Source organism: Shewanella sp. cp20 (assembly GCF_000832025.1).
GTDB lineage: Bacteria > Pseudomonadota > Gammaproteobacteria > Enterobacterales > Shewanellaceae > Shewanella.
The window spans coordinates 268163-294743 of record NZ_JPII01000007.1; the positions used below are offsets into that span (position 1 = coordinate 268163).

Below are 26581 nucleotides of genomic sequence, written 5' to 3' on the forward strand. Positions count from 1 at the left end.
CGGCAAACTAATATGAATTAAGTTGCTGATACTAACATCAAAAGGGTGAACCGTGGAGCGCTGGGTGACACTCATGGCCATCGTTGTGACCATGAGTGCCTGCCTGGGATTAGGCGAAGTGCGCGGCAATGGCCTTACCGACTGCGCCTGCACTGGCGGGGTTTTGTCCCGTGATAAGCCTGTCATCCTCGATGACAAAAGCGTTCCAGGGTTGCACCTTGTTATAGCGCTTGGCACTGCGGGTGAGTGCTTCTTCGAGCAGGAAGGGGATTTTATCGATAGTACCGTAGTCGACCTCTTCTTCGCGGGTAAAGCCGGTGACAGATTTATCGGCAATGAGTTTTTGGCCTGTGCTCAAGGTGATGGGGAGCAGGCCGGCAGGCCCATGACAGACCGCGCCTATGACGCCGCCATTTTCGTAGTGCGCCGCACTGAGACGAGCAACCTCTTGGTTATGGGCTAAATCCGACAATAGCCCAAATCCGCCGGGGTAGTAGATGGCGCTGTATTCTTGGATGTTGATCTGTGAGGCAGGAATGGTGTTGTTGACCCGGCTGATGAAAGCGGCGTCTTGCAGCATAGAGGCGTTAATCTCATCGCCTTCGATATCTGTGCCATACAGTGGTGCCTTGCCGCCGTTAATTGAAACCAGGTCATAATCCAACCCTGCGGCTAACAGCTCATGTAGGGCGTGGGTGAGTTCAGGTGCGAAGGTGCCGTTGGCCTCATCGGTATCGCCTAGGGTCGCGTGGTTTGTCAAATAGATAAGTACTTTTTTCATGATGCAATGTCTCTGTTACTGAAAGTGGACTCATTGTAATTCTTCCCTTGTGTGGCGATAATCCTGCTTAATGGCAAATTAATATTGTTATATAGCAATAATGGTGATTCATGGACAGCTTTGAGGGTATTGTCGAATTTATAGCGGTTGCCGAGTCTAACGGTTTCTCTGCGGCGGCTCGTCAACTGGGACTTTCTACCAGTCATGTCAGTCGTCAGGTGGCAAGACTCGAGGCGCGTTTGGGCTGCGCCCTGTTTGCGCGTACTACGCGCAGTGTCAGTCTGACTCAGGCCGGGCAGGGCTATTATCGTCAGTGTCAGAATCTGTTGGTGGGACTTAGGCAAGCGAATGAGGAGGTGACCCAGCAGCAGTTGCAGCTAAGCGGTACGCTGAGAGTCAGTGCCGCAGGTGCCTTTGCTGAGCAGTATATTGCGCCGGTATTGATTGACTTTGCAAGGCAGCATCCAGCGTTGACGATAGAGATGGACTTCAATAGTCGTATGGTCAATTTTGTCGAAGACGGTATCGATTTCGCCATTCGTTTTGGGGCGCTTAAAGATTCGGGGCTGGTGGCGCGTAAGCTGGCGAATCGAGACATGATGGCCGTGGCCAGTCCTCAGTATCTGGCTGAGTTTGGTATTCCCAAGACGCCGCAGGATCTTAGACTGCATAGCTGCATCATCTCGAACAATGATCACTGGCTGTTCCAGCAAGGGGATGGCGAGCTGAGCATCAAGGTCGAGGGACGTTGGCGCAGTAATAATGTGCCTGCCGTGATTGCGGCGGCAGAGCAACACCTGGGTATCGCCTACCTGCCCAAGAGTAGCTTTATTGTGCCGCTAGCCAAGGGCAGTCTGGTACCTGTATTGTCCTCATACTGGAATCGGGGGATCACCAGCTGGATTGTCTATCAAAATCGTCGTTTCTTGCCGATGCGGGCGCGGATGGCTATTGACCATCTGTTAGCACACTTTGCCGATTGGCAGGAGTGATTCACCGCACCGCCATCGCATTCCAAAACAGGGCGAAGCTGGCGCTGCGTTCATGCTCTTGCTGCCAGCGCTCGGGATGATCGGCGAAGTAGCGGGTGGCGGCCAGGTATTGGCCGTGACAGTTGTCCAGCATCAGATCCTGAGGGAAGTCGGCCAGCAAGCCTTGTGCCTGGCCCTGGCGGATGAGCGCGCCGATGAAGCCTAAGATGCTGTGCATCGCCTGATCGCGTACCGACTGCTCGACGTTGGGCGACATAGAATAGAGCTGAAAAAAGGCCTGCTCCAGCGGGTTGTCTATGGCCCAACTGAGCGCGGCAAACCAGAGTTGCTCGGCATCTTGCTTGAGATCGCCACGCTTAATTACCGCGGATTGTATCGCGTCGGCAAACTCCTGCTTGACGCTGAGAAACAGCTGCTCAAGCAGCTGCTCCTTCGAGGGGAAGTGGTGAAACAGGGTGCCAGTAGCCACCCCCGCCTCCCGTGCTATGGTGGCGGTGCTGGTGCCATGAAAGCCCTGACTCACGAAGAGCCGTAGGGCGGTATCCAGGATCGCCTGTTTCTTGGTGGGTTTGCTACCGGCTGTCATCTGCGGCGCCCCTTAGCGTAAAAACAGCTTCATCAGCATACGCTGGATGATTGTGCCATAGGGTGGGTGCACCAGCTTGCCCGTGTTCAGCTTGCCGCGACTTAGTATGGTCTTGGCGTGGCAAAAGGTGAGGAAGCCCTCTCTGCCATGGTAGTGGCCCATGCCCGAAGGACCTATGCCGCCAAATGGTGCATCGTCCGCCGCCACATGAAATACGGTCTCGTTGATGCAGACGCCGCCCGAGTGGGTCTGGTTGAGTAGTCGCTCTTGGGTATCTGTATCGAAGCTCATGATGTAGAGCGCCAGCGGACGAGGGCGATCGTTTACATACTCTATAGCCGACTCCAGGCTGTCATATTCTATGATGGGCAGCAGTGGGCCGAAGATCTCCTCCTGCATCACCCGCATCTGCTCGTTTACCCCGGTTATCAGCTGCACCGGCAGTTTGCGGCTGCCGGGCGCCATGGTTTCGCCGCTGGTGGGGGTGACCCTGGCGCCGAGGTCGATGGCATCTTGCAGTACCGCCTGCAGGCGGTCGAACTGGCGTTGGTTGATGATGGCGCCGTAGTCCGGGTTTTGACCTATCTCACCATACATCTGCTTGAAGCGTCTGATGAAGGCCTGCACGAAGGCCTCGCTCTGCCCCTTGGGGAGCAGCACATAGTCGGGGGCGACACAGATCTGCCCTGCGTTGAGGCACTTGCCGTAGATCATGCGCTCCACGGCGGTATCCAGCGGCATATCCGGGGCGATGATCACTGGCGACTTGCCGCCGAGCTCCAGGGTGACCGGGGTAAGGTTGTTGGCGGCGGCGCGCATCACATGGCGGCCAACCGTAGTGGAGCCGGTAAACAGCAGGTGATCGAAGGGCAGCGCCGAGAAGGCGGCGGCGACCTCGGCCTCCCCCTCGACTACGGCCACCTGGGTCTCGTCGAAAATCTCGGCCAACATCTGCTTGAGTGCCTTGTTGGTCTCTGGGGTAAATTCAGACAGCTTGAGCATAGCGCGGTTACCGGCGGCCAGCGCCGTGATGAGGGGGCCGATGGAGAGCATCACGGGAAAGTTCCACGGCACTATGATGCCGACCACACCCAGAGGCTGATACTGCACTTGTACCTTGGCGGGCGCCAGTAGTATGCCGGCGTGACGTCGGCTCGGCTTCATCCAGCCTTTAAGCTTCTTCAACGTGTAGTTGATGTTGTTGACGCAGGGCATGATGTCTGAGATACGGCTGTCATCAGTTGATCTGTGGCCATAGTCGGCATTGAGCGCCGAGACTATTGCCTCTTGATGACTTAGCAGCGCCTGTTTGAGGGCGATAAGCTGTGCCTCACGCGCCTGCCGCGAGGGGGCGCCCTCGGCTCTGAAGCCGGCTTTCTGTTTTGCCAGCAGTTGGTTGAGGCCTTGGCCGATATCTAGGTTGGCGGGCATATTCATGGTGCTTATCCTTATACCAATCGTAATAAATAATTGATCATGCTAGCTTGCTAAAACACTCGATAACTGTATGAGTATTTTTAATTGTAGAATAACTACTTACCTAAATATCCTGCTTGGTTCTCAAGGTTTTTTGCTGCGCTGTTTCTGATCACATACTGACCGTGATTGCTATTACTCGTTAGGGCGCTAGGCGCCTCTGCTTTATCTCCCTTCAAGCCACCTGAGGTGGTGAAGGATGGGAAATTACAAAAAAAACCGACTGATTAGTCGGTCTAATGTTAGAGGGTTAAATCGCTCGGGTCAAATATTGTTCGATGACGGCGAAAAGTGTGATCTTGATCAAGCGGGTGAGAGGGCTGGAAATCTAAAATGAAGAAGGCACTTTTAGGCTGGATTAGAGGAGCTTGATATGAGCATAAACCTACATGGTATCGCCATAGGCATAGAGCGCAGTCAGGAGAATTTTTACTTGGCCTTCAAGGCCGTTGGCAAGTTAACCCACGAAGATTATCAGCAGATGACGCCCCTGCTGGAGTCGGCTCTGGCGGGTATTGAGGCGCCCGAAATCGTGGCCCTCATCGATATCACAGAGCTCGATGGCCTGTCGCTGCACGCCGTCTGGGATGACCTTAAGTTGGGATTGAAACACGGCAAGGAGTTTAAGCGGGTGGCCATCATAGGTGCGGGAGATCTGCAGCAGTGGGCGACCCGGGTCGCTAATTGGTTCACTCCGGGCGAGTTCAGGTTTTTCGAGGATAAACGCGACGCGCTCGAGTGGCTGTGTTGATGGCTTGTGACGGGTGTCGTATGCAGTGAAACAGAGGCTGCTTACAGCATCTTGCCAAGGCCTGTTACCAACGGGAATAGATGACGAGAAGGGCCTGCAATATAAGCGATTTCTGTCAAGCCTGTGTCAATTTTATCCGCTATGCTTAAGTAAAAAGAGAATGCCGATAGCGTTGGGGCCTGTTGGCCTTTCCTGTTTGTTTCTGCGGTAGTTTGTAGGCGTTTAATTAAAGGCGGAGTCAGTGAGGTTATTTTGCTACGCCAGTCTGTGATAACGCAGGAGAAATGTCCTACAAGGGCTGCTTAGAAGGGGCCTCTAAATGGCTCGCGTGGTCGGCGAAATGTGTCTAGAGAGAACAGAAAATAAACCTGAAAGCGTAATAGGTCCTTAAGGAGTAACAGATGAGAAGTGGTCAAATTTTATGCCCGACAGATTTTTCTGAAACGGCTTCCCATGCCCTGTCTTACGCCATCGAGATGGCCAATCTGTATCAGGTGGGATTTCGCTTACTCCATGTGGTCGAGCAGCCGATGGGGGATGAGAACTTTCAGATCCTCGCCATCACGCCGGAAGAGCTTGCCCAGTCGATGGAAGATGCCGCCGCCGAGAAGATGAAGTCCTTGCTGGCCAAGCTCGATAGCAAGTTACCTATCGAGACCATGATACGTCGTGGCGATCCCACCACAGAGATCTTAGCCGAGGCCGAAGAGAGTAATGTCGGTATGGTAGTGATCGCCAGCCATGGCCGTAAAGGTTTGTCTCATTTTCTGCATACTAATGTGGCAGAGGCGGTGGCGAACCGCGCCAAGTGCCCAGTGCTTGTCGTCAAATAGTGCTGGTTTCTAAGCTGGCCTTCGGCAGATGGCTGAGGGCGCAGCCTGGTTGTCGTGTCTGTGACAGAGGGAGACGAGCGCCTGATTTGAGGAGGTGAATATGCGTACCCGTCAAATATTATGCCCAACGGATTTTTCCGAGACGGCATCACACGCCTTGAGTTATGCCATCGAGATGGCGACGCTATATGGCGTGGATCTGCGTATCGTTCATGTGGTGAGTGAACCCTACGGCGCCCATAACTATGGGATTGTGGTTGAGAGTCAGGATGAGCTGGAGCAGCATCTGCATGCCTATGCCAACGGTAAGTTGGGTGAGATTGTCAGGGATGCGCAGATTAAGATGCCACCCCATCTCAAGGTGCACAGCGAAGTACGTACCGGTGGCGTGTTGGGCCAGATACTGCTGGATGCCGAAGAGTACGATGTGGGTATGATAGTGGTCGCCAGTCATGGTCATACCGGGCTGTCTCACCTGCTGAACCCGAGCGTGGCCGAGGAGCTGGCCAACAAGGCCAAGTGCCCCGTGATGGTCGTGAAATAGCCTAGAGCCTGTTGACCTTCTCTGTTTTATAGCAGTTTGAGGGTGCTTAATATAGGTCAGAGCCAGTGCAGGCTAGTGATTCTACACAAATTGGCTAAGGCCTTAGCGTCGGCAGGTATCCTGATGAAGCTGAGCCGCCAGGGCGTGCAATACCTCTGGCGCAGGCTTGGTATGGGCAAAGGTTCTCAGCCCATAGACGCCCATGATGAAGTAGCGAGCCAGGTGTTCAGGGGCCCCCTGGAGTTCTCCCTTATCGACTGCCGAGCTAAATTGCGCCGCAAGCAGCTGCTGCCAGTCTTCTAGGTGCTGCTTGATGGCACTCTCAATCACCTCATCCTGTTGTGCTACCTCATTGAGCGCCTTAGTCAGTAGGCAGGCCTTAGGTGTGCCTTGGCACTGACACTCATCGACTACGCTGGCCAGATACTGTTTGAGCTGCTCAGGGAAGGGGAGGGATGAGCCGAAGCAGGCGGCCAGTTCGGCTCGCCTGTCTTGCCCATACTGTTCAATTACCGCGAGCAACAGGCCACGCTTGTTGTCGAAGGCGCAGTAGATGGAGCCAGGGTGTAACCCTGTGGCCTTGGTGAGATCTTGCATACTGGTCTTGGCGTAGCCCTTGTCGATAAAGGCATTCATGGCCTGTCTCAGTACCTGTTGGCGATCAAATTCGGCGTTGCGCATCTTACTCTTGTCGCTGTTTGCTTGGGGGTAAATGAGATTGTACTTAATTTTGAATGTACGTTCAAAAAAGATCTTGAATCATTTTTCGCCTGGGAGTATCTTGAACGCTCATTCAAGATAGAGAGCCGATTATGACAGCCGATCTGTTTCAGCCTTATGCGCTTAACGCCAGTATTACCCTTAATAACAAGATTTTGATGGCGCCGCTCACCCGTTGTCAGGCCGACGATGATCTGGTGCCAACCCAAGCGATGGCAGACTACTATGCTCGCCGTGCCGATGCCGGGCTTATCATCTCGGAGGCGGTGATCATTCGCCCCGATGGTCAGGGCTATCCCAATACCCCGGGCCTGTTTACCCCAGAGCAGATCCAGGGCTGGCAGAAGGTAACCGGCGCGGTACATGCCAAGGGTGGCAAGATCTTCGCCCAGCTGTGGCACACGGGCCGGGTAGCGCATTCTCACTTCTTCGGTGGACAGATCGTGGCGCCGTCGGCGGTAAAGATTGAAGGCACGGTACCGCGTCAGCGTGAGCTGGCCTATGAGATCCCTAAGGCCTTGACCTGTGAGGAGATAGCACAGCTGGTGGCCGACTATTCCCAGGCGGCGGCCAATGCAATCGATGCCGGTTTCGACGGCGTCGAGATCCATGGCGCCAATGCCTACCTTATCGATCAGTTCCTGCATCATGACAGTAACCGTCGCGATGATGAGTTTGGCGGCACGCCGGAGAATATGGCGCGCTTCCCGCTGGCCGTGGTGGATGCCATCATTAAGCGTATCGGCCAGGATCGCACCGCGCTGCGGGTGTCGCCGGGCGCCTATGTCAATATGCAGGGTGATAGCCGAGATCGCGCCGTGTTCGACTACTTCTTAAAACAGCTGGAGTCGCGCCAGTTAGCCTACCTGCACGTGGGGATCTTCGACGATGCTTTGACATTCGACTATCTCGACGGGCGAGTGTCGGACTATGTGCGCGCCCATTACAGCCAGACCCTGGTGGGGGTAGGTAGTTACAGCGCCGAGACAGGGGCACAGGCCATTGCCGATGGCCGCTTCGATCTGCTGGCGATAGGTCGTCCCTTTATCGCCAACCCAGACTATGTTGTCAGGGTACGGGACAGACAGCCGCTGGTGACTTACTCCGATGAGATGTTGGCCGAGTTGGTTTAAGTCGGCGGGTATATCAGTTAAACAACAAAAAGGGCATATCGCTTCGGCGACATGCCCTTTTTAGTGCGCTTTTCTTAAGCCCTTTTGTTGATGGACTTAGATCAGATCTTCCAGCTCAGGGTGGCGCTGTAGTTCGCCGGCGCACCATAGAAGGCCTGGGCCCAATAGAGACTATTGAGGTATTTCTCGTCGGTCACGTTGTTGGCGTTGAGGCTCAACTGAAGGTTGTCGTTAAACCGATAGCGGGCCATAAGATCGACGATAGCGTAGGCATCCTGGCGGGTGACGATCGCCTCGCCCGCATTGTCGAATCCCTCGCCGACCAGCCCCTGATTGCGGTAGATATCATCCTGCCAACGCATGTTCATGCCTACCGAGAGGCCCTCGATGGCGGCCACATCATAGGTGGCGGCAAACTTGAGCAGGCGACTCGGCGTATAGGCGGCTACCTTTGCGGCGTTGTCGTCATTGCCATCTATGTCGAAGTCGGTGAAGCCCAGGCTCAGGTTGAGGCCATCGAACACCTCACCGGCTACTTCTAACTCATAGCCCTTGCTGTTGATGCCATCGGCCCCTATGTAGCGTTGATCGCTTGGCGGCAGAGCGGCGGTGCGGGGATCCGGCACCGCCAGATTGACCTGCTGGACGTCGAAGTAGGCTAGGCTGGCGATCAGGCGGCCGTCAAACAGCTCGCTCTTAAGGCCTATCTCCTTGCTTTCGCCCGTTACTGGGGCCAGCAGGTTATCGTCGATATCCTTCTCGATTTGCGACTTGAAGGTCTCGGTATAGCTGGCGTAGGCCACAAGTTCTGGGGTGATGCGATAGACGGCGCCCAGGTAGGGAATGAACTGGCTGTCTTCTACATCTTGCACCTTGGCATAGGAGATCCCTTCGGCCTGCCACTTGTTAAAGCGGCCACCGGCGATGAAATGGAAGCCGTCAAACAGGTTGAAACGACCGGTAAAATAGGCAGCCTGCTGCTTGGCACCGACATCGCTGCCACGAGGCTTATCGGCAAACACAGGTTTGGGCGTGTTGCCGTCCCAGGTGTTGAGATCCGGCATGGCCGGGAAGCCATTACCCGTGGTGTAGTCGTACAGCGAGCTGTCGATATAGTCCACCTTGGCATAGTTTACCCCGGCCACCAGTTGGTGATCGCGGCCAAACAGGCTGACTTCACCGTCGACATAGATATCGACCAGATCATGGCTCTCGTCCAGGTCATATTCGCTGCCGTAACCCGTGAGGCCCAGGCCGGTTTCTCTGTCTGGGGTACCGTAGACGTAGAAGAGCTCGGTGTCTTCGTCTGTGCTCTTGTGGGAGTAGGTGGCACGCAGGCGCCAGTCATCACCGAAGTAATGGCTCAGTTCCACGACGGTATTGTGCTTGATCACCTGCCAGTTAGACCAGTTGGCCGAGGTGTTGGTGGATCTGTCGTAGTGGGTCGGGCTGCCGTCTGTATAGTAGAGCGGCAGGGCGCCCCAGTTATTGCCGGTGGCATCGTTGTTGATGTAGCTGTGACTGACCGACAGGCTGGTGTCGTCGCTCAGGTTAGCCTCGATAAAGGCATAGAGCACACTCTTATCCGTCTCGTATCGGTCGAGGTAGGAGTCTTTCTGCTGCTTCACCGCTACCACTCGGGCGGCGAAGGTGTCGTTGACGCGGCCGCTGGCGTCGGCCTCGATTCTGGCGTTGTTGAAGCTGCCGTAGCTCGCCTGGAGCTTGAGCTGATTGTCGGCCATGGGACGCTTGCGGATAAAGTTGACCGTGGCCGAGGGGTTGCCCACGCCCGTCATCAGGCCGTTAGCACCGCGGATCACCTCGATGCGATCATAGATGGCGGTATCTTCGTCGGCATGGTTGTTGCCGGAGGTCAGCGGCAGGCCGACGCCGTCGATCTGGAAGTTGGTGATGTCGAAGCCGCGAGCCGTGTAATAGGTGCGGTCTGTCTCGATACGTTCGACATTGATGCCGGTGGCACTGTCCAGGGCGCTGTTGATGTCGTTGAGCTGAAAGTCGTCCAGCTGGGCATCTGTGATCACAGACACCGACTGGGGAATATCGATAATGGCCAGGTCTAGGCGTGAGGCACCGCCGACCGAGTGGGCATTGTAGCCCTGCACATAGCGGCCGCGAACCTCGATCTTCTCGATCTGTTGATCACCCTGTTGGTTGTCTTTGTCTGCTTGAGCAGTTTGATCTTCTGCGTGGCCTGGCATGGTCGCCATGCTCAGGGCGCAGAAGATAGCGAGCGAAATAGGCTTAAGTTTCATGATCTGTCGTCATCTTAGCAAAAGAGGATTAGTGAGGAGCGGTGCAAGACCGCTGGGGACTTTGCACGCCAACCAAATTAACGCAACAAAGGATATACAAAATAAGCAGGACTTTAAATGGGAATGGTTATCATTTACTTTTGTGTCGAATGTAAAGGCAAGCGTCAATTTTTAAGCCTGGTGGCCGCGTTGGCCTTTGCGTTAGCAAGTTCGTCGGCTTTTTCTATACTCAGTGATGTGACTTGGATCAGATTTTAAGATGAGGCTCCCATGAGAAGAAGCGTAATAAGAATAACTGGTTTGCTATTGATGTCGGCAAGTGCCCTAGTCGGTCAGGCGTTGGCGGGCCAAGAGCATGCTAAGACGAGTTCGACCCCGGCCTTCGACCATGCCAACAGCAATGCAGCCTTCTTGCGCTGCGGCACCCGTACTCCCTCGGATCTCGAGGTGCGCATGCTAAACGAACACCTGAAAGCTTTGAAGAAGCCTGAAGGTGTCGGTAACGGCAATGGCAACGGTAACGGCGGTGGTGGTAATGGTGGTGGTTCCACAGACCCGTACACTGCAATTGGCCACAACATTCCCGTTTATGTGCACCTGATCCTGAGCAGTAATGGTGACGGTGATGTGTCAGGTCTGGTTGCGGAGCAGATGAGTGTACTGAACAACGCCTTCTCCGGTGCAGGTGGTGGCAGTGGATTCGACACCAAGTTCAGCTTTACCTTAATGGGAACGACAAAAACAACAAACGATGCCTGGTACAGTGCTGGGCCGGGCACCAGTGCCGAGCGTGCTATGAAGCAAAGCCTGCGTCAGGGTGGCGCCGACACGCTTAATATCTATATCTCTAACCCTGGTGGTGGCCTGCTTGGCTGGGCGACCTTTCCCACAGACTATGCCAGCAATCCTAGCGATGATGGCGTGGTGATCCTCAATCAGTCTCTGCCTGGTGGTACCGCCTCACCCTACAACGAAGGCGATACGGCCACCCATGAGGTCGGTCACTGGCTGGGCCTGTATCATACTTTCCAGGGGGGCTGTAATGGTGGAGACCAGGTGGCCGATACTGCGGCCGAGCGTTCGGCGGCCTATGGCTGCCCAACGGGACGCGATACTTGCAGGCGCGATGGCGGTGACGATCCTATCTACAACTTCATGGATTATACCGATGACAGCTGCATGGTCGAGTTCACTCCGGGCCAGTCCGAGCGTGCCGATATCTTAAGCGGCGCCTATCGCTGGCCAAGTAACTAGCCTCATGACAAATCCCATGCTGAAACAGGGCCTATGGTGTCTCGCCATGGGCCTCTGTTTGTGGATGAGTCCTGCTTTGGCTGAGCGGCTGCGCGCGCCGGATTTTGTCCCTTGTGAGCGGAACCAGCTGACTTCCTGGCAGGGGGAGGTGTTCAACTACCACAGAAGCGAGACACAGATTGCCTTCGGCATTCGCACCGTCGACGGCACCCTGGAACGTCTGGATATCGCCTATCGTCTTGAGCAGATGCGGCTAAATGGCGGACTATTTACCCTGCCAGACTGGAAACGGCTCGAGCTGTCTCCCGGCGTGCTCAGGCCCTCGGTGCGGGTGAGAGTATGGCGCTGCGATAACGCCGGCGCTATCAGCTTCATGATCGACTGGCTCGAGTGACTCTAGCTTTCCTGCCCCGCTTTAATCGCTGAGCATGGCGGCGACACTGCCGCACAGCGTCATCAGAAACAGAAACCACTTCAATACCTTGGGGCTGACCTTGATGGCCAGCTTGACCGCTAGGTGGGCGCCCACCATGGTACCTGCCGCCAGTATGAGTCCGGGAACCCAGAGGATCAGATCTTCCTTGATAAAGATAAGCAGGGAGGCCAGGGTGAAAAACAGCGTACAGAACACCTTGAAGGCATTTGCCCTGACCAGATCATATCTTAGGCTGCCCGCCAGGGCGGCAAGCAAGACGAATCCCACTCCCGCCTGTACGAAGCCGCCGTAGATCCCGGCCAGGGTCAGCCAGAACCAGGACTTGGGGGTGTCTTTGACTCTGTTGACCGGGGTGCCCAGCTCGGGGGCTATGATGGCGGGACGCACTAGGATGATGAGCGCCATCAGCAGCATGGTGCCCAGCAGTAGGGGTTTTATCAGCGTACTGGGGGCGTAGGCGGCCAGGCCTGCACCGATGAAGCCGCCGAGTATGGTTGGCACCAGAATCGGTCCCTTGTCATCCGTATCTAGCTTGCCATGTTTGTGAAAGCCCAGCATGGCGGTGATCGATTGCACCGTCACCCCGACACGATTGGTGGCATTGGCCACCTCGGCGGGCATGCCCATGACCATCAGGGCTGGCAGGGTAAGGTTAGAGCCGCCGCCGGCCAGGGTGTTGATGATGCCAGCCAAGAAGCCGGTGACGACCAGCAGCAGGCCGTGGGTGAGGGTGATCTCCATGGGTACTCCTTACGCCCTAATGGGGAATGACTCGCTGGATAAGTTAGAAACTCGAGCCAGGTTCGGCGAGAAACGCCAGCTCCTCGTCGGTGGACTTGCGCCCCAGAATCGCATTGCGATGGGGATAGCGGCCGAAACGGTCGATAATCGACTTGTGTCGCTGCTCGAACGCCAGGTTATTCTCGGCGCCCTCGCGGTTAAAGAGGATCAATGCCACCTCGTGGATCGCCCGGGATTCGCTGTGCATGTAGGGCATGTAGAGAAAGGGCACCTGCTTAGGTTGCAGTTGCTTATCGATACCGGCCGCTACGGCCTCCTGAGCCAAGACCAAGGCCATGGGATCGGCGGCGAAGGCCTCGGGCGTATCCCGGTAGATGTTGCGGCTAAACTGATCCAGTAGGATGATCTCCGCCAGGCGTCCCTGTGGTGTGGTGCGCCAGTGATAGAGTTCGCCCTGTTTTGCCTGGGTGACCAGCTCGCCGAAGCGGCGGGCTATTGTTTGGTCAAAGGCGAGATCTTTGATAAACCAGGCCTTAGGTTCGATCTCCTCGAACCAGAAGCGAATAATCTCGTCTGGCGTGTGGGCTATCCTGTTCATGTCTGCTCCTTATCTCCACCTATATCCAGTTTTTCGGATCTTGCCTGGTCAAATTTAACGCGGTTTCGGCGATCAATCTAGCCTCTTTCAGGGGAATGTAGGGGATCACTAAGGGGCCTGAGGCTAGGCCTAAGTGCAGGTTAGCCAAAGACTTACGCCTCTGCCCCGGTGTCTGTGATATACAGATATCCTGAGTCTTACTCAGAGGCACCAGTCGCCAGGTTTGTCCCAGAGCGCCTGTGTGGATCCAGCAGTCGTCGCCCTCCAGCTGGTAGCCCCACTGTCGATAGTTGAGATAGAGGCCGACAAGCGCCACCAAGGTGAAGCCGGCAAGGAGTTCGGTGAAGGGGTTGATGCCAACGATTGAGGTTATCACTATGGGGAGCAGTATCAGCAGGGCGGCGCGCCGCCAAAACCAGCCGATATCTATCCCCTGATAACCTGTGGGTAAGGCATTGGCCTTGGCGGCCAAGTTATCTAATCGCTTGAGGGCCTGTGGGATCTCAGCTTGGGTCATGCTGGGGATCAACAGGTGACGCTTGCTCAGCTGCTCAATCTCATTGCCCTTCACCTGTTCAAAATGCACCGTCCAACGGCCGATTAGTCGGCCTATGGCGGGCTGTTCGAAGCGTACCAGCTGTACCCTGTGTAGGCGCAAGGCATCTTGTTGCTTGGCCAGTATGCCGCCGGTTCTGTGTAGCGTGCCCTGGCGCAGGCTGAGGCGATAGGGATAATACTTAAGCACGGCCGAGGCGATGGAGATTAACGAGAGCAGCAGGGCGAGTAGCGCCAATGCGGCCAGCACCGCCAGGATCTGATAGACAAGCCCAGTGGCGACGTTGGCCTGATACCAGTGCCAGACCCCTTGCACCAGGCTGTTCTGCCCCAGGGATTCCCAGTCTACCTGGCCTATGATGGAGCCAGAGATCAGTGACAGCCAGATGAGGTTGTTCTGATAGAGGCCGAAGATCAAAAGCGCCTTGAGATCTTTGGCGACCACCAGGCCTTCGCCGCGGCGTCCCGATTGGTCGGTGTTGGCCGCTATGGTCTGACGGTCAGCCTGAACCGGCTCATTGTGCCCCCCAATTGATTCGCTGTCGCCTTTAATTGCTTGAGACGGAAATAGCTGTTTCTTGAGTAACATGGCCTGACGGTAGTTAACCGCCGCCAGCACTGCCTCATCTTGCTTGGAGCCAGCCGTTTCCACCACCAGGCTGTAGAGACCTAGGGGGCGAAAGTAGAGGGGCTGCTCCAGGCGCACGTTTTGGATCTTATTGAGTGGGATCTCGTGCGCGCGTTTAAACACTAGCCCCTGGCGTATCCCCAGCTTGGCATCACTGAGCCGGTATCTGTATCTGGCCCACTGCAGGCTTGCATAGGTGAGTGTGATGAGTATGACGCCAAGGCCGACCAGCAGCACCCAGGGAGAATTAAAGCCCTGCTGCCAGCCGGTATAGACCAGGGGGATCAGGGCATAACCATTGGTGAGTATCTGTTTCAGGCTGCCGACGCTGAAGCTGACTATTGACCAGGGAGACAGGCTCGCCCATTGGGCGAAGCGCATACTCATGGGCTATGCCTCATCTTCGCCGGGGGCTTGTTTTTGGGAGGCCTTGGCTAACAGGTGCTTGCGCAGTGGCTCCGCCGTGTCATCGCCCAGACCGGGCAGGCTGATTTCGGCGCTACCACTGCCGGCACTGAAACACTTGAGGGTGTGCTGACGAAAATAGCGCTCCAGCGGTCCCTGAGACAGGCTGACATGTTGTAAGCGGGTATAGGGTAGGGCGATCTTCTTATGCCAAATCAATCCCTTCTGCATGATGAACTCGTGGTCGAATACGCCGTAGGCGAAAGAGAGGGCGTAGCGATAACGGCCGTAGCTAACAACGCCCGCCAGGACAAGCAGCAGAGTCACCAGGGCGATGATTAGGCTGCCGGGCAGATTGAGTAGTATGGCGGCCAGGGGCGCAATGATGAGCAGCGGCGTGAAGATCAGCAGATTCTCTATCTGCACCTGATGCAGATAGGCCCGTTCCAAGGGGGTCAGAGGCACTTCGTCTATGCTGATCCAATCCGGCTGCTCCAGCCTATGCCGGGCCTGCATCGAGGCCGAAGCTTGAGGAGTCACATCTTCCATTTGTTATCCTGCTAAAGTTGGCAATTGACTGACTATAACATCTTTCCTTTGGCTGTCAGCCATTTGCGTCTGTATGAGATGGATCTTTTATGTTACAAGAGTATAAAAAATAATAGTGATAACAAGTTAGAGAAGAGAGGATGTCTTGAGCGCCGAGTTATCTAAGCAGAAAATCGCCTTCCTGAGAAAGCTCTACCTGGCCCATATGATCGACGGTGAGCAACACAACTTACTGTCGTTGAACAAGGCCACCTCTATGCCGCGCCGCACCCTGCAAGATGCGATTGCCGCCATGGGGGATATCGGCATTACCTGCACCTTCGTGCAGGACGGCGAGCGCCATAATGCCGGTTACTATCGCCTCAATGACTGGGGGCCTATCGATAAGGCCTGGGTAGCGAGCCATATCGAGACCATCGCCCAGTCGTTAACGCCTAGCCGATAGTTTTGCGGTATTGAATAGTGCGAATCTGAGAGGTTTAGTTATTTAGCAGGTAGAAGCCGATAAAGCCTAACCAGCTGAGGGCCAGTAGCAGCCAGGGTAGCTTGTTGCTTGTCGGCGTCTCTTGGCGCGGCTCACTCTGTTGTTCGACGGGTTGACGCTGCTTTTCCTTCAAGACTTGTTTGCGCTGCTTATCCCTGTCTCTGGCCTTACTCTTCTGGCGCTTCTTATATTCGGCGATCCCTTTCTCTATTCCCTGGGCGATAAGCTTGGTCTGTTCCTTGGTTTGCCCGGGTTTCTGGGTGGCCTTGGCAATTTTCATCGCCTCATCTTTGGTTTCGTTGGAGATCTGCTGCGCCATAAGGTCATTAAGCTGATGAATGATGGCCTCACTATAACATGAGTCGCCCGCCAGGGTTACGGACCTTGTTTGCTGGTGTAGCCTTCGCCCCTATACCATAGTATGAGTATGATTTAGTTAAGTTATCGCTTAACCTGTCTGTGGCAAATTCAATCAATAATAATACCCTGCTATCAAGGACAAGATTATGCTCAATAAGGCCGCAAAACCTCTGGTCAAGTTGGTCGACCGCTATCTGCCCGACCCCTATATTTTCGTGTTACTCCTCACGCTGCTGGTATTCATTGCCGCAATGCTGGTGGAGCAGCAGAGCCCCTTGCAATTGGTTACCTACTGGGGCCAGGGATTCTGGGCCCTGCTGAGTTTCTCCATGCAGATGCTGCTGGTGCTGGTGGCCGGTTATATGCTGGCCAGTTCGCCGCCCATTAAGCGCCTGTTAGATGGCATCGCGGCCCTGGCTAAGAGTGCGCCCCAGGCGATCATCCTGGTGACGCTAGTGTCGCTGCTGGCCAGCTGGATCAACTGGGGCTTCGGCCTGGTGGTGGGCGCGCTGTTTGCCAAGGCGCTGGCGCGTCAGGTGAAGGTGGATTATCGCCTCTTGGTGGCCAGTGCCTATTCGGGCTTCGTGGTCTGGCACGGCGGCCTGGCGGGTTCGATTCCCCTGACCATAGCCACTAAGGGGCATTTTGCCGAAGATAAGATAGGCATTATCCCTACGGACACGACTATCTTCGCCGGATTTAACCTGGCGCTGGTGGCGATACTCTTCGTGCTCATCCCCTTGGTTAATCGCTTCATGCTGCCGAGCCAGGAGGAGAGCATCTATGTCGATAAGGAAAAGTTAGCTGAGCCCGAGGTCAAGAAGGAGGCTGTCACCCGCCCGGCGGATTACCTGGAAAACAGCCGGTTGCTGGCCTGGGCCGTGGGTGGTGCAGGCCTGGTATATCTGGGGCAATACTTCTTTGCCTCAGGGGGCAAGCTCAACCTGAATATCGTTAACTACCTGTTCCTGTTTCTCGCCATCATATTGCATCAGACGCCCCGCAGCCTGCTGACCAGCCTCAATGAGGCGATAAAGGGCGGCGCCGGCATAGTGATCCAGTTCCCCTTCTATGCGGGAATCATGGCGCTCATGGTGCAGTCTGGTCTGGCACAGAGCATCTCCTCGGGTTTCGTGGCCATCGCCAGTGCCGAGAGTCTACCGTTCTGGAGCTTTATCAGCGCCGGTATCGTTAATATCTTCGTGCCCTCGGGTGGGGGCCAGTGGGCGGTGCAGGCCCCCATCATGTTACCGGCGGCCGAGGCGCTGGGCGCAGATGTGGCGCGTATCGCCATGGCGGTGGCCTGGGGCGATGCCTGGACTAATCTCATCCAACCCTTCTGGGCCCTGCCCGTGCTGGCGATCGCCGGCCTCAAGGCGCGGGACATCATGGGCTTCTGCCTGATGCAGCTGATCATCACAGGCATAGTGATCAGCATAGGCCTGACCTGGTTCTAGTCAGCGCTCTGTTGAAGCAGAATGAGGTGACAAACAAAGCCCGCTTTTCCCGGCGGGTTTTGTTATTCTGTCAGCCAAGTGTCGCGCGCTGACTAAAAGGAATGCCAGCTTGTCTCAATCTCTCTCTCCCGCCGTACCTCAGGACAGGAAACCCAGCCCTAAGCGGTCGGTTTTGCCCTGGATCGGCAGTTTCCTACGTCCTTATCGTGGCAAGGTGATCGCCGCCATAGTGTTTCTGTTTATCGGCTCCCTCGCCTGGCTGTCGCTGGGCCAGGGGGTACGCCTCATGGTGGACGAAGGTTTCCTCAGGGAAAATAGCGAGCGCCTCAACGAGATCATCTTGCTGGTGATAGGCATCACCGCGTTGAGCAGTTCGGCCATCTTCTGCCGCTTCTACCTGATGACCTGGCTGGGAGAGCGGGTTAGCGCCGATATCCGCCTCAAGGTATATGACCATCTGCTTAAGCTCTCGCCTGGGTTCTACGCCAGGCTACGCACCGGGGAGGTGATCTCCCGCTTCACCGCCGATGCCACCCTGTTGCAATCTGTGGTGGGCTCCAGCCTCTCCATGGCGCTGCGGGCCTGCGTCACAGTCGTCGGTGGCCTGGTGATGATGGCGATCACCAGCCTTAAGCTGACCGCCCTGGTGCTGCTCGCCGTGCCCTTGGTGCTCGGGCCTATCTTCTTCTTTGGCCGTAAGGTGCGCGAGCTGTCGCGTAAAAGCCAAGACAGGGTCGGGGATCTGGGGGCCTATGTGGATGAGTCGCTGCACGAGATCCATACGGTGCAGGCCTACTGCCACGAGGATCGCGACAGGCAGCTGTTCTTCGAGCGGGTCGAGGCGGTGATGGAGGCGGCCAGGGGACGCATCAAGTACCGGGCGATACTCATCTCTCTGGTGATGTTTCTCAGTATCTTGGCCATCGCCCTGATCACCTGGGTGGGCGCCAAGGATGTGATGGCTGGGGCGATCACGCCGGGTGAACTCTCCGCCTTCATGTTCTACGCCGTGATGGTGGCTGGTGCCGTGGCGACCATCAGCGAGGTGATAGGTGAGATCCAGCGCGCCGCCGGTGCCACAGAGCGACTGATAGAGCTGGTGGAGACGCCTATCGATATTCCAGTTGCGGCAACGCCGCTAAGCCTGCCGAGCAAGGTACGCGGCGAACTGAGCCTCAAGCAGGTGCGTTTCAGTTATCGCACCCTGGCAAATCAGGAAGGCGATCAAGATGACAAGGTTGACCGCCTTGAGGCACAGGATAAGGGGCACAATGAGGTGATTCGTGGTCTTAGCCTGCATATTCGCCCCGGTGAGCGGGTGGCATTGGTGGGCGCCAGCGGTGCGGGCAAGAGTACCCTGTTCGAGCTGTTGCAGCGCTTCTATGTGCTGGACAGCGGGGTGATCGCCTTAGATGGTATCGACATCGCCAGTCTGAGTCCGCAGCTGCTACGTCAACAATATGCCCTGGTGCCCCAGGAGTCGGTGATCTTTGCCACCAGCGTGCTGGAGAATGTGCGTTACGGTCGCCCCGACGCCAGCTTGGAGGAGGTGCAGGCGGCCTGTGTTGCCGCCCGCGCCGACGAGTTTATCTCTGACTTTAGCGAGGGCTATCAGACCTATCTGGGTGAGCGCGGCGTGCGCCTGTCGGGCGGACAGAAGCAGCGCATCGCCATCGCCCGGGCGATATTGGCAGACAGGCCGGTATTGCTGCTCGACGAGGCGACCAGTGCGCTGGATGCGGTGAGTGAACAGAAGGTGAAACAGGCCCTGGATGTCTTGATGCAGGGACGAACCACGCTGATCATCGCCCATCGCCTGGCCACAGTGCTCAACGCCGACCGTATCCTGGTGATGGATAAGGGAGAGCTGGTGGCCAGCGGTACCCATGGCGAGCTGATGCAGAGCAGCAGCCTCTACCGCGAGTTCGCCAGCCTGCAGCTGCTCAGTGATGAGGCCTAAAGACCCTGAAAGGTTAGCCTCTGTGGCCGCCGTGGCCACCACCACACTGATGGCGGGTTTCTCTGCCGCCATCTTCAACCGTGATCGCTCCGCCATCCTCAAAGAGCTTAAAGCCGCCCTGAGTCATATCATTTTCGGTCGGGGAGTCCAGATGTCCCAGACAGGTATAACCCACCCGGTAGCTACCGGCCGGTAGATAGCCCATGGCGAACGACCAGTTGCCGTCGGCGTCCTGGCGTATGGGGGAGATGGCCACCGGCGAGAACAGACCGTCGCTGCGGGTCTGCGCTATGTCGCCCATCTGGGCAAGGCTGGTGACCTCATTCGAGTAGAGATAGGCCATGTGATAGAAATGGCCGCCCTCGGGAGCGCTATCGGCGTATTGCGTCTCACAATCGGCTATCCATTGAGGATCCATCTCACCGAAGAGGTGGCCCATGGAATCGTCGTCGATAGAGTAGATGCCGTGATGGTTGAGCTGATATTGACCATCTGTGAGATGCATGGCCTGATAGAGATCGATCTCCATGGTCAGGTTGAGGTGCTGGTGCTCACCCAGGGTGAAGTTTGCCAGGGGCAGGTGGCCATCTTCTATCATCAGTGGATGTAAGCCCTGGCCATTTTCGATGGCGCAGCCCTGGGCCTGATCGCCATTGACCAGAGTGAAATGCACGTCGTGATACTGACCTGCAGGCAGTTCGAGGCCGTCGATCACCCTGTGGCTGTCCATGCCCTGGTAGTCCAGCAGATTAAATCTGTGTTGGGCCATATCCTGGGTATGTACCTGGCCGTGAGCGTCTGTCATTACCAGCTTATCTAACACCAGCTCGACTCTGCTGACTTGACTCATGGGCGAATCAGAGAGGGCGATACTCACAGTGCCGGTGGCGAGCTGCTCTGGTGGGCTGGTGTCATCCGAGCCGCCACAGCCGCCGAGCATCAGACCCACGAGCGTGAGGGGAAATAGGCTTGAGCCTAGGGTTAAAGCTTGAGCTAAAGTTTGAGGTAGGGGTCGCATCTTGAGTAAACCTTTTAATGAGTTTTTTCTAATGGTTTCATTCATTTTAAGGGGCACTGGCACAAATAGCAGGACGTTACTGGTTGAAATTTGTACTTTGTGAGCGCGCTAACGCAAAGGGATAGCGGCGGTTGAAGGCCCCAAGAAAGTGCGATAGGCAGGCTCCTTCTACCGCCGGTGAACTTATGGGGAGATCTCAACGTATTGCCTCAAACAATTGATTTTTAATCGCCTTAAGTAGTGGAGTATCACGATGAGATGGCCAGTAACGCTTTATCTTTTTTGTCTGTTAACCCTCATGAGTGGCTGCACCAGTGCGCCAAAGGGGATTGCGCCGGTCGAGGGATTTGAGCTCTCCAGGTATCTGGGCACCTGGCATGAGGTTGCCCGGCTGGATCATGGTTTCGAGCGTGGCCTGAGTCGGGTGAGCGCCGAGTATCGGCTACGAAGCGACGGTGGCGTGAGTGTGACTAATCGCGGCTTCGATGCGCAATCACAGACCTGGAAGACGGCCGAAGGCAAGGCCTACTTTGTCGAGTCTCCAGACATTGGCCACCTCAAGGTCTCCTTCTTCGGCCCCTTCTATGGTGCCTATGTGATCTATCGCCTAGATGAAGATTACAACTACGCCTTCGTGACCAGCTATAACCGGGACTATCTCTGGCTGCTGGCGAGAACGCCCGAGGTGGATGAGTCGGTAAGGCTGGCGTTTATCACTCAGGCGCAGAATCTGGGGTTCGATACCCAGGCGCTTATCTGGGCGCAATAGGCGATTGACAAAATAGTTATCCAAATAAACAGGGCGCCCTGGTGGACGCCCTGTTTCTGATTGTTGCCTTAACCCAGACGATCGGCTCAGGCTATTTTCTGAGCTCGCGGCGCAGTATCTTGCCCACGGTCGATTTGGGCAGGGCTGGCATAAAATCGATGATCTTGGGCAGCTTGTAGGCGGCCAGCTGGCTGCGGCAATGGTCGAGCAGGTTCTGCTTCATCTCCTCGTTTGCCCGTTCTGGTTCTCGCAACACTATGGCGGCCTTGACCGCCTCGCCGCTGCGACTATCCTCGACGCCAATCACGGCGCACTCCAGCACGCTTTCATGGGCGGCTAGGACATCTTCCACCTCGTTGGGATAGACGTTGAAGCCTGAGACGATGATCATATCTTTCTTACGATCCACTATCTTGTGCATGCCATCTTCTGTGGCCAGGGCGATATCCCCCGTCTTGAAAAAGCCGTCCGGCGTCATCACCTTGGCGGTCTCCTCCGGCTTTTGCCAGTAACCGCTCATCACCTGTGGTCCCTTGACCGCCAGTTCGCCTATCTCACCCTGCGGCACCTCCTGGTCGTTGGTGTCGAGGATCTTCACCTGAGTATCTATTACGGGTCGCCCTATGGTGCCCAGGCACTCTAGCCCAGGCGCATTGAGGGAGACCACGGGGGAGGTTTCCGACAAGCCATAGCCTTCACTTATGGTGCAGCCCGTGGTGGATTGCCAGATGCTGGCCGCCGCCTGGGTCAGTGCCGTGCCGCCTGAGATGGTGATCTTGAGATGACTGAAGTCCAGCGCCTGGAAGGCCTGCTGATGGCAGAGGCCGACAAACAGGGTGTTGAGGCCGGCAAACCCGGTGAAGGCATGTTGCGACATGGTCTGGATAAGGCCGCTGATGTCTCTCGGGTTGGGGACGAGTACGCTGCAGCCGCCCTGTTCGAAGTAGACGAAGTTCACCATGAAGGCGTAGATATGGTAGATGGGCAGGGGCGCGACGAAGATCTCCTCGCCCTCGACAAACTTGCTGGCCAGTCGCGACTGCACCTGTAGCATGTTGGCCAGCAGGTTAGTGTGGCTGAGCATGGCGCCCTTTGAGAGACCCGTGGTGCCGCCCGTGTATTGCAGCGCCGCCAGGCTAGCCTGCTCGACCCGTACCGGGCGATATTTTGCCTCGGCGCCCAGGGCTAATACCTGGGTAAAGCCTATGTGCGCGAGGGGGCTATCGGCTTGAGGCTGGGGAGCGAGCAGATCCAGCGGATGGGTGGCGATCACCGTTTCTATCTGGGTCTCGGGGATCACGCCTTCCAGTGTGGGCAAAAGATCGCTCAGCACCACCAAGGCCTTGGCGCCCGAGTCTCGGTATTGGTGAATCAGCTCTCTCTGGGTATACAAGGGGTTGGTGTTGACCAGCACCATACCGGCCCGCAGCGCGCCGTAGGCGGCGATGACAAACTGGGTAAGATTGGGGAGCTGGATGGCCACCTTGTCGCCCACCTCCAGCTGAGTATGTTGTTGCAGGTAGGCGGCGAAGTTGCGGGAGTCGCGTTCTATGTCGGCAAAGCTACTGGCCTTGCCTAGGCATACATAGGCTGTCTTATCGCCATAGCGCTCGGCGGCGATTTCGATCAGATCGATCAATGAAGCATATTTCTCCAGGTCTACATGGACGTGAGAATCATAGGCCATGGACGCGTCTCCTTTGGTTATTATTGTGGGTATGATTGGGCGTCAGCTAAAAATCAAACAGGTGTTTAGACTGTGCTAAAAATCACCTCAGGTCAACCTTCATCGGCAGGAAATAAAACGAGTGTTTAATGCCTATCTTTATGTTTAATATGATTATTTTTGTAGTGGTAAAATCCATCTGGTCTGACCTGATGTGGGCCTAGCGGTAAGCGGGAACAAGCTCATCGCCCTGAAGCCTGAGCCTTTTCGCCTGATGACTTACGCGTGATGACTTAGGCGTGATGACTTAGACCTGACGACTTAGACCTGATGACTTAGACCTGAGCCTTGAATCGGAAGAGCAAGGGGTGAGAATCGCCCGCCTCGTGGCGGGCGTTTGCCCCGGCGTTATGTTGCGCCGCCGGGGGTGGTTGTCTTAATAGAGGGCTTAAAAGGCGCTCAGGCTGAAGAAGGGGCTGGCCTGGGAGACTTTCTCCTTAGGGTTACTCAGGTTGGTTACCGTGAAAGATATGGTCTGCTTCTGCAGCTTAGCGCCGACAAAACCGGCCCGTTTCTGCTCATATACGGTTACCGGGTAGCTCAGCTGTTCGCCAGCCTTGATCAACACGCGCTGTTTGGTCTGCCGAGCGATACCGTGGTTAGCGGCATCGGCCAGGGCGATCAGGTACTGGTGATCTTCCTGTGTCTTGTTGCGGATCTTCAGGGTATAGCTGTTCTCTATGCGACCGTCGCCCACCTCGCGGTAGAGGCTCTGACGATCGCGGATAACGTTGAGATCTATGCTCTGATGACGATAGAGGTCCAGCGCAAACACGCTCAGCATGATGATCACCGCCAGCCCATAGCCGACGAACTTGAAGGAGGTAAAGCGTTTTACCTGTTTCTGCTTGAGCTCGTTCTCGCTGGCATAGCGGATCAGCCCCTTGTCGTAACCAAACTTATCCATGGTCTGATCGCAGGCGTCGACGCAGGCGCCGCAGTTGATGCACTCGTATTGCAGGCCGTTGCGGATATCGATTCCCGTGGGGCAGACATCGACACACAGGTTACAGTCGACGCAGTCGCCAAGCTCGGTGGCCTGTTTGCGTTTTCTCGGGCCGCGCGACTCGCCGCGGGTGGCGTCATAGGAGACGGTCAGGGTATTGGCGTCGAACATGGCCGACTGGAAGCGGGCGTAGGGGCAGCAATGCAGGCACATCTGCTCGCGCATCCAGCCTGCGTTGAGGTAGGTACACAGGGCGAAGAACCAGACCCAAGCGCTGACCCAGAAGCTGGCGCTGAGGGTGAAGATCTGTCCATAGAGTTCGTTGGCCGGGATGAAGTAGGCGATGAAGCCGCAGCCTGTTACCAGCGCCGCGAGTCCCCAGGCGAGGTGCTTGGCGGTGCGTTTGAGGATCTTCTCCAGGTGCCAGGGGGCCTTATCCAGGGCGTGACGCTTGTTGCTGTTGCCCTCAATCTGCCGCTCTATCCAGACGAAGGCAAAACTCCAGCTGGTCTGGGGGCAGAGGTAGCCACACCAGACGCGCCCCCAGAAGACGGTGACGAAGAACAGGCCGAAGGCGGCAATTATGAATAGCCAGGCCAGCAGGGTGAAATCCTGGGGCCATAGGGTCAGGCTGAAGAAGTGAAACTCCTGACGCTCGACATCTAACAGAATGGCCTGGCGTCCCTGGTAGGGAATGAAGGGCAGCAGGAAGAAGAAGAGGATAAGCAGGCTGTTGAGGCCGGTGCGCAGCCGCTGAAAGTGGCCCTTCTGCTCCTTGATATGTATCTTGCCGCGCTGGGCCGGCAGGTTGGTCACGGGAATGGCGGTGCCCAAGGCGGACTTGGAGGGTATTGGGTTCTCTTTACTGCTGAGATCTTGACTCATTGGATTTCTAAACTCTTGCTAAGGGAATTGCCGACAGCCACTGCAAGTTGAGATCCAAGTTTAGGTGCTTTGTAAGCTATTGAAATAAAGGGAGTTGAATCTGATTGGATTCTATTTGATTAGCGATATATCGTGCTTTGGCGACATATCGCTAATTTGTATGGGCCGCAGTCAGTCAGTCAGCCTGTTAGGCGGGACGTTTAATGCCTAGCTTGAGCATGCGGGACCTCAGCGTGCTGGCGGGCAGTCCCAGCACATTGGCGGCGCCGTTGGGGCCTGAGATACGCCAGTTGAGACGCTTCAGCGTGCGGCGAATATGGTTGGCCTCCACCTGCTGCAGGGTCTGAAACTCACCCTTGTCCTGGGGCTGTGATTCGGCCTGCAGTGCCGGGATCTGCAGGATCTGGCCGTGACAGAGTATGGTCTGACGCTCGATCACATTCTGCAGTTCGCGCACATTGCCGGGCCAATGATAGGCCATCAGATGCTGCATGCCCTGTTTGCTGACCCCTTTGATCTTCTTGCCCAGCTTATGGTTGAGGTTGAGCAGAATATCGCTGACCAATAGCGGAATATCTTCCAGCCGCTCCCTCAGAGGCGGCACATGCAGCGGGAACACATTGAGGCGATAGTAGAGATCCATACGAAACAGCCCCTGTTCTACCCGCTTTAGTAGATCGTGATGGGTGGCGGTGACCAGGCGTATGTCCACCTTGATCGGGGTGCTGCTGCCCACACGCTCGAACTCCTGCTCCTGGATCACCCTGAGCAGCTTAGACTGGGCCTCGAGGGAGAGTTCGGCCACCTCATCGAGAAACAGTGTGCCCTGGTGGGCCAGCTCGAACCGTCCCTTGCGGCGGCTGGTCGCGCCGGTGAAGGCGCCCTTTTCATGGCCGAAGAGCTCACTCTCTAACAGGGTGGGGGAGAAGGCAGCGCAGTTGACGCTCACCAGGGGCTGAACGCTGCGATCGCTCAGGGCATGGATGTTGCGGGCCACCAACTCCTTGCCGGTACCGTTTTCACCGTTGATCAGGACAGTACTGCTGGTATTGGCCACCAACTTTATCTGCTGGATCAGTGACTGAATCGCTTCACTCTCGCCCGAGATATTCACCTCCTGGCGGTGGCTGGCCAGCTCGGTCAGCAGGTAATCATTTTCGTTGGCCAACTTCTCCGACAGGGCCTGCACCTGCTTAAGCGCCTCCCTGAGCGAGGCCTCGGTCTGTTTCTGAATGCTGATGTCGCGAAATATCGCGACTACGCCAATGAGACGGTCTTGCTTGTAGACAGGGGTCGAGGTGTAGTGCACCGGAAAACTGCTGCCATCCTTGCGCCAGAAGAGGTCATGGCTGATCTCTCTCGCGATACCGTCGTGGAGCGTGTTATAGATGGGGCACTCTTCCTGAGGATAGGGGCTGCCATCGGCATGGCTGTGGTGGTGACAGTCGTGGATGTTCTTGCCCAGTAGCTCCTCGGCCTTCCAGCCCGTCATTCTCTCGGCCGCGGGATTGATAAACACGGCGTTTCCTTCGAGGTCGAAGCCGTATATCCCTTCTCCGACCGCGTTGAGCAGGAGTTTGTTCTCGGGTAGAAAGTCCACATGGGCATCATCGACCCTTGGGTGTTTACAAGCCATGCTCGCCGCTCCTTGCTGGCAATGCGCCTCTTGGGAGCGCAATCTTCAAATGTTCGCCTCGGGATATAAGCTCGACATCCCAGGG

At 56.2% G+C, this 26581-nt stretch carries 25 protein-coding genes; 11 read left to right on the forward strand and 14 right to left on the reverse strand.

Annotated features, from left to right (window positions below):
• Positions 1-109 precede the first annotated feature (109 nt).
• Positions 110-781 (reverse strand): type 1 glutamine amidotransferase domain-containing protein, encoded by a 672-nt coding sequence (locus tag DB48_RS01500; RefSeq protein ID WP_041508552.1) that lies wholly within the window; start codon positions 779-781, stop codon positions 110-112.
• A 110-nt stretch (positions 782-891) separates the two neighbouring features.
• On the opposite strand from DB48_RS01500, the gene DB48_RS01505 reads away from it, so the two are divergent.
• Positions 892-1773 (forward strand): LysR family transcriptional regulator, encoded by an 882-nt coding sequence (locus DB48_RS01505; protein WP_041508553.1) that lies wholly within the window; start codon positions 892-894, stop codon positions 1771-1773.
• A gap of 1 nt (position 1774) precedes the next feature.
• On the opposite strand, the gene DB48_RS01510 is transcribed toward DB48_RS01505, so the two are convergent.
• Together DB48_RS01510 and DB48_RS01515 are read right to left on the reverse strand one after the other, a co-directional pair.
• Positions 1775-2359, reverse strand: coding sequence for a TetR/AcrR family transcriptional regulator (locus DB48_RS01510; protein WP_041508554.1), 585 nt, complete (start codon positions 2357-2359; stop codon positions 1775-1777).
• Positions 2360-2371: 12 nt separating this feature from the next.
• Positions 2372-3796, reverse strand: a complete 1425-nt coding sequence (locus tag DB48_RS01515) for a coniferyl aldehyde dehydrogenase (protein ID WP_052813602.1) — start codon at positions 3794-3796, stop codon at positions 2372-2374.
• A 412-nt stretch (positions 3797-4208) separates the two neighbouring features.
• Between DB48_RS01515 and DB48_RS01520 the strand changes: the two genes are divergently transcribed.
• The 3 genes from DB48_RS01520 (at position 4209) to DB48_RS01530 (ending at position 5963) form a co-directional block, all read left to right on the forward strand.
• Complete coding sequence (locus DB48_RS01520; RefSeq protein WP_041508555.1) at positions 4209-4586, forward strand: STAS/SEC14 domain-containing protein; 378 nt, start codon at positions 4209-4211, stop codon at positions 4584-4586.
• A 401-nt stretch (positions 4587-4987) separates the two neighbouring features.
• Positions 4988-5419 (forward strand): universal stress protein, encoded by a 432-nt coding sequence (locus tag DB48_RS01525; RefSeq protein ID WP_041508556.1) that lies wholly within the window; start codon positions 4988-4990, stop codon positions 5417-5419.
• Between the two features lie 100 nt (positions 5420-5519).
• Complete coding sequence (locus DB48_RS01530) at positions 5520-5963, forward strand: universal stress protein (protein ID WP_041508557.1); 444 nt, start codon at positions 5520-5522, stop codon at positions 5961-5963.
• Positions 5964-6065: 102 nt separating this feature from the next.
• On the opposite strand, the gene DB48_RS01535 is transcribed toward DB48_RS01530, so the two are convergent.
• Positions 6066-6644 carry a TetR/AcrR family transcriptional regulator gene (locus DB48_RS01535; RefSeq protein ID WP_041508558.1) on the reverse strand — a complete coding sequence of 193 codons (579 nt, stop codon included), beginning with the start codon at positions 6642-6644 and terminating at the stop codon, positions 6066-6068.
• Positions 6645-6775: 131 nt separating this feature from the next.
• On the opposite strand from DB48_RS01535, the gene DB48_RS01540 reads away from it, so the two are divergent.
• Positions 6776-7816, forward strand: coding sequence for an alkene reductase (locus tag DB48_RS01540; RefSeq protein ID WP_041508559.1), 1041 nt, complete (start codon positions 6776-6778; stop codon positions 7814-7816).
• Positions 7817-7917: 101 nt separating this feature from the next.
• Here DB48_RS01540 and DB48_RS01545 read toward each other — a convergent pair whose 3' ends face one another.
• Positions 7918-10089, reverse strand: a complete 2172-nt coding sequence (locus DB48_RS01545; RefSeq protein ID WP_041508560.1) for a TonB-dependent siderophore receptor — start codon at positions 10087-10089, stop codon at positions 7918-7920.
• A gap of 270 nt (positions 10090-10359) precedes the next feature.
• On the opposite strand from DB48_RS01545, the gene DB48_RS01550 reads away from it, so the two are divergent.
• Together DB48_RS01550 and DB48_RS01555 are read left to right on the forward strand one after the other, a co-directional pair.
• On the forward strand, positions 10360-11343 hold the full coding sequence (locus DB48_RS01550; RefSeq protein WP_041508561.1) for a zinc metalloprotease: 984 nt from the start codon (positions 10360-10362) through the stop codon (positions 11341-11343).
• 4 nt (positions 11344-11347) lie between these two features.
• Positions 11348-11737, forward strand: coding sequence for a hypothetical protein (locus DB48_RS01555; RefSeq protein ID WP_041508562.1), 390 nt, complete (start codon positions 11348-11350; stop codon positions 11735-11737).
• A 21-nt stretch (positions 11738-11758) separates the two neighbouring features.
• Here the strand turns inward: DB48_RS01555 and DB48_RS01560 are convergent, their stop codons facing one another.
• The 4 genes from DB48_RS01560 to DB48_RS01575 are packed head-to-tail and all read right to left on the reverse strand — an operon-like array spanning position 11759 to position 15255.
• On the reverse strand, positions 11759-12520 hold the full coding sequence (locus DB48_RS01560; protein WP_041508563.1) for a sulfite exporter TauE/SafE family protein: 762 nt from the start codon (positions 12518-12520) through the stop codon (positions 11759-11761).
• 43 nt (positions 12521-12563) lie between these two features.
• A complete protein-coding gene (locus tag DB48_RS01565) occupies positions 12564-13118 on the reverse strand; it encodes a DUF924 family protein (protein ID WP_041508564.1) in 555 nt (184 codons plus the stop codon).
• A 19-nt stretch (positions 13119-13137) separates the two neighbouring features.
• Positions 13138-14688: a PH domain-containing protein gene (locus DB48_RS01570; protein ID WP_041508565.1), complete on the reverse strand. Its 1551-nt coding sequence runs from the start codon at positions 14686-14688 to the stop codon at positions 13138-13140.
• A 3-nt stretch (positions 14689-14691) separates the two neighbouring features.
• Positions 14692-15255 (reverse strand): PH domain-containing protein, encoded by a 564-nt coding sequence (locus DB48_RS01575; RefSeq protein ID WP_052813603.1) that lies wholly within the window; start codon positions 15253-15255, stop codon positions 14692-14694.
• Positions 15256-15400: 145 nt separating this feature from the next.
• Here DB48_RS01575 and DB48_RS01580 point away from each other — a divergent pair, with 145 nt between their 5' ends.
• Positions 15401-15700 (forward strand): winged helix-turn-helix domain-containing protein, encoded by a 300-nt coding sequence (locus DB48_RS01580; protein ID WP_041508566.1) that lies wholly within the window; start codon positions 15401-15403, stop codon positions 15698-15700.
• Between the two features lie 34 nt (positions 15701-15734).
• On the opposite strand, the gene DB48_RS01585 is transcribed toward DB48_RS01580, so the two are convergent.
• Positions 15735-16058: a DUF2956 domain-containing protein gene (locus DB48_RS01585; protein WP_041508567.1), complete on the reverse strand. Its 324-nt coding sequence runs from the start codon at positions 16056-16058 to the stop codon at positions 15735-15737.
• Between the two features lie 187 nt (positions 16059-16245).
• On the opposite strand from DB48_RS01585, the gene DB48_RS01590 reads away from it, so the two are divergent.
• Both DB48_RS01590 and DB48_RS01595 read left to right on the forward strand, forming a co-directional pair.
• A complete protein-coding gene (locus DB48_RS01590) occupies positions 16246-17556 on the forward strand; it encodes a short-chain fatty acid transporter (protein WP_041508568.1) in 1311 nt (436 codons plus the stop codon).
• A gap of 109 nt (positions 17557-17665) precedes the next feature.
• On the forward strand, positions 17666-19516 hold the full coding sequence (locus DB48_RS01595; RefSeq protein WP_235375312.1) for an ABC transporter transmembrane domain-containing protein: 1851 nt from the start codon (positions 17666-17668) through the stop codon (positions 19514-19516).
• A gap of 13 nt (positions 19517-19529) precedes the next feature.
• On the opposite strand, the gene DB48_RS01600 is transcribed toward DB48_RS01595, so the two are convergent.
• Complete coding sequence (locus DB48_RS01600; protein ID WP_052813604.1) at positions 19530-20534, reverse strand: DUF4382 domain-containing protein; 1005 nt, start codon at positions 20532-20534, stop codon at positions 19530-19532.
• 253 nt (positions 20535-20787) lie between these two features.
• Here DB48_RS01600 and DB48_RS01605 point away from each other — a divergent pair, with 253 nt between their 5' ends.
• Positions 20788-21303 carry a lipocalin family protein gene (locus tag DB48_RS01605; protein WP_041508571.1) on the forward strand — a complete coding sequence of 172 codons (516 nt, stop codon included), beginning with the start codon at positions 20788-20790 and terminating at the stop codon, positions 21301-21303.
• Between the two features lie 91 nt (positions 21304-21394).
• Here the strand turns inward: DB48_RS01605 and DB48_RS01610 are convergent, their stop codons facing one another.
• From DB48_RS01610 to DB48_RS01620, 3 genes are all read right to left on the reverse strand, one after another.
• A complete protein-coding gene (locus DB48_RS01610) occupies positions 21395-22990 on the reverse strand; it encodes an AMP-binding protein (RefSeq protein ID WP_041508572.1) in 1596 nt (531 codons plus the stop codon).
• A 427-nt stretch (positions 22991-23417) separates the two neighbouring features.
• A complete protein-coding gene (gene ccoG / locus DB48_RS01615; protein WP_082035560.1) occupies positions 23418-24860 on the reverse strand; it encodes a cytochrome c oxidase accessory protein CcoG in 1443 nt (480 codons plus the stop codon).
• Positions 24861-25047: 187 nt separating this feature from the next.
• Entirely contained in the window at positions 25048-26496 is a 1449-nt protein-coding gene (locus DB48_RS01620; RefSeq protein WP_041508573.1) for a sigma-54 interaction domain-containing protein, read from the reverse strand.
• Positions 26497-26581: the final 85 nt, after the last annotated feature.

What these genes read in the sequence shown, in the direction of transcription:
- ccoG (WP_082035560.1), bottom strand. Translation starts at nt 24,860, where the DNA reads ATGAGTCAAGATCTCAGCAGTAAAGAGAACCCAATACCCTCCAAGTCC.
- DB48_RS01550 (WP_041508561.1), top strand. Translation starts at nt 10,360, where the DNA reads ATGAGAAGAAGCGTAATAAGAATAACTGGTTTGCTATTGATGTCGGCA.
- DB48_RS01515 (WP_052813602.1), bottom strand. Translation starts at nt 3,796, where the DNA reads ATGAATATGCCCGCCAACCTAGATATCGGCCAAGGCCTCAACCAACTG.
- DB48_RS01530 (WP_041508557.1), top strand. Translation starts at nt 5,520, where the DNA reads ATGCGTACCCGTCAAATATTATGCCCAACGGATTTTTCCGAGACGGCA.
- DB48_RS01520 (WP_041508555.1), top strand. Translation starts at nt 4,209, where the DNA reads ATGAGCATAAACCTACATGGTATCGCCATAGGCATAGAGCGCAGTCAG.
- DB48_RS01540 (WP_041508559.1), top strand. Translation starts at nt 6,776, where the DNA reads ATGACAGCCGATCTGTTTCAGCCTTATGCGCTTAACGCCAGTATTACC.
- DB48_RS01500 (WP_041508552.1), bottom strand. Translation starts at nt 781, where the DNA reads ATGAAAAAAGTACTTATCTATTTGACAAACCACGCGACCCTAGGCGAT.
- DB48_RS01560 (WP_041508563.1), bottom strand. Translation starts at nt 12,520, where the DNA reads ATGGAGATCACCCTCACCCACGGCCTGCTGCTGGTCGTCACCGGCTTC.
- DB48_RS01545 (WP_041508560.1), bottom strand. Translation starts at nt 10,089, where the DNA reads ATGAAACTTAAGCCTATTTCGCTCGCTATCTTCTGCGCCCTGAGCATG.
- DB48_RS01525 (WP_041508556.1), top strand. Translation starts at nt 4,988, where the DNA reads ATGAGAAGTGGTCAAATTTTATGCCCGACAGATTTTTCTGAAACGGCT.
- DB48_RS01505 (WP_041508553.1), top strand. Translation starts at nt 892, where the DNA reads ATGGACAGCTTTGAGGGTATTGTCGAATTTATAGCGGTTGCCGAGTCT.
- DB48_RS01610 (WP_041508572.1), bottom strand. Translation starts at nt 22,990, where the DNA reads ATGGCCTATGATTCTCACGTCCATGTAGACCTGGAGAAATATGCTTCA.
- DB48_RS01585 (WP_041508567.1), bottom strand. Translation starts at nt 16,058, where the DNA reads ATGGCGCAGCAGATCTCCAACGAAACCAAAGATGAGGCGATGAAAATT.
- DB48_RS01620 (WP_041508573.1), bottom strand. Translation starts at nt 26,496, where the DNA reads ATGGCTTGTAAACACCCAAGGGTCGATGATGCCCATGTGGACTTTCTA.
- DB48_RS01590 (WP_041508568.1), top strand. Translation starts at nt 16,246, where the DNA reads ATGCTCAATAAGGCCGCAAAACCTCTGGTCAAGTTGGTCGACCGCTAT.
- DB48_RS01555 (WP_041508562.1), top strand. Translation starts at nt 11,348, where the DNA reads ATGACAAATCCCATGCTGAAACAGGGCCTATGGTGTCTCGCCATGGGC.
- DB48_RS01570 (WP_041508565.1), bottom strand. Translation starts at nt 14,688, where the DNA reads ATGAGTATGCGCTTCGCCCAATGGGCGAGCCTGTCTCCCTGGTCAATA.
- DB48_RS01600 (WP_052813604.1), bottom strand. Translation starts at nt 20,534, where the DNA reads ATGCGACCCCTACCTCAAACTTTAGCTCAAGCTTTAACCCTAGGCTCA.
- DB48_RS01575 (WP_052813603.1), bottom strand. Translation starts at nt 15,255, where the DNA reads ATGGAAGATGTGACTCCTCAAGCTTCGGCCTCGATGCAGGCCCGGCAT.
- DB48_RS01535 (WP_041508558.1), bottom strand. Translation starts at nt 6,644, where the DNA reads ATGCGCAACGCCGAATTTGATCGCCAACAGGTACTGAGACAGGCCATG.
- DB48_RS01565 (WP_041508564.1), bottom strand. Translation starts at nt 13,118, where the DNA reads ATGAACAGGATAGCCCACACGCCAGACGAGATTATTCGCTTCTGGTTC.
- DB48_RS01510 (WP_041508554.1), bottom strand. Translation starts at nt 2,359, where the DNA reads ATGACAGCCGGTAGCAAACCCACCAAGAAACAGGCGATCCTGGATACC.
- DB48_RS01605 (WP_041508571.1), top strand. Translation starts at nt 20,788, where the DNA reads ATGAGATGGCCAGTAACGCTTTATCTTTTTTGTCTGTTAACCCTCATG.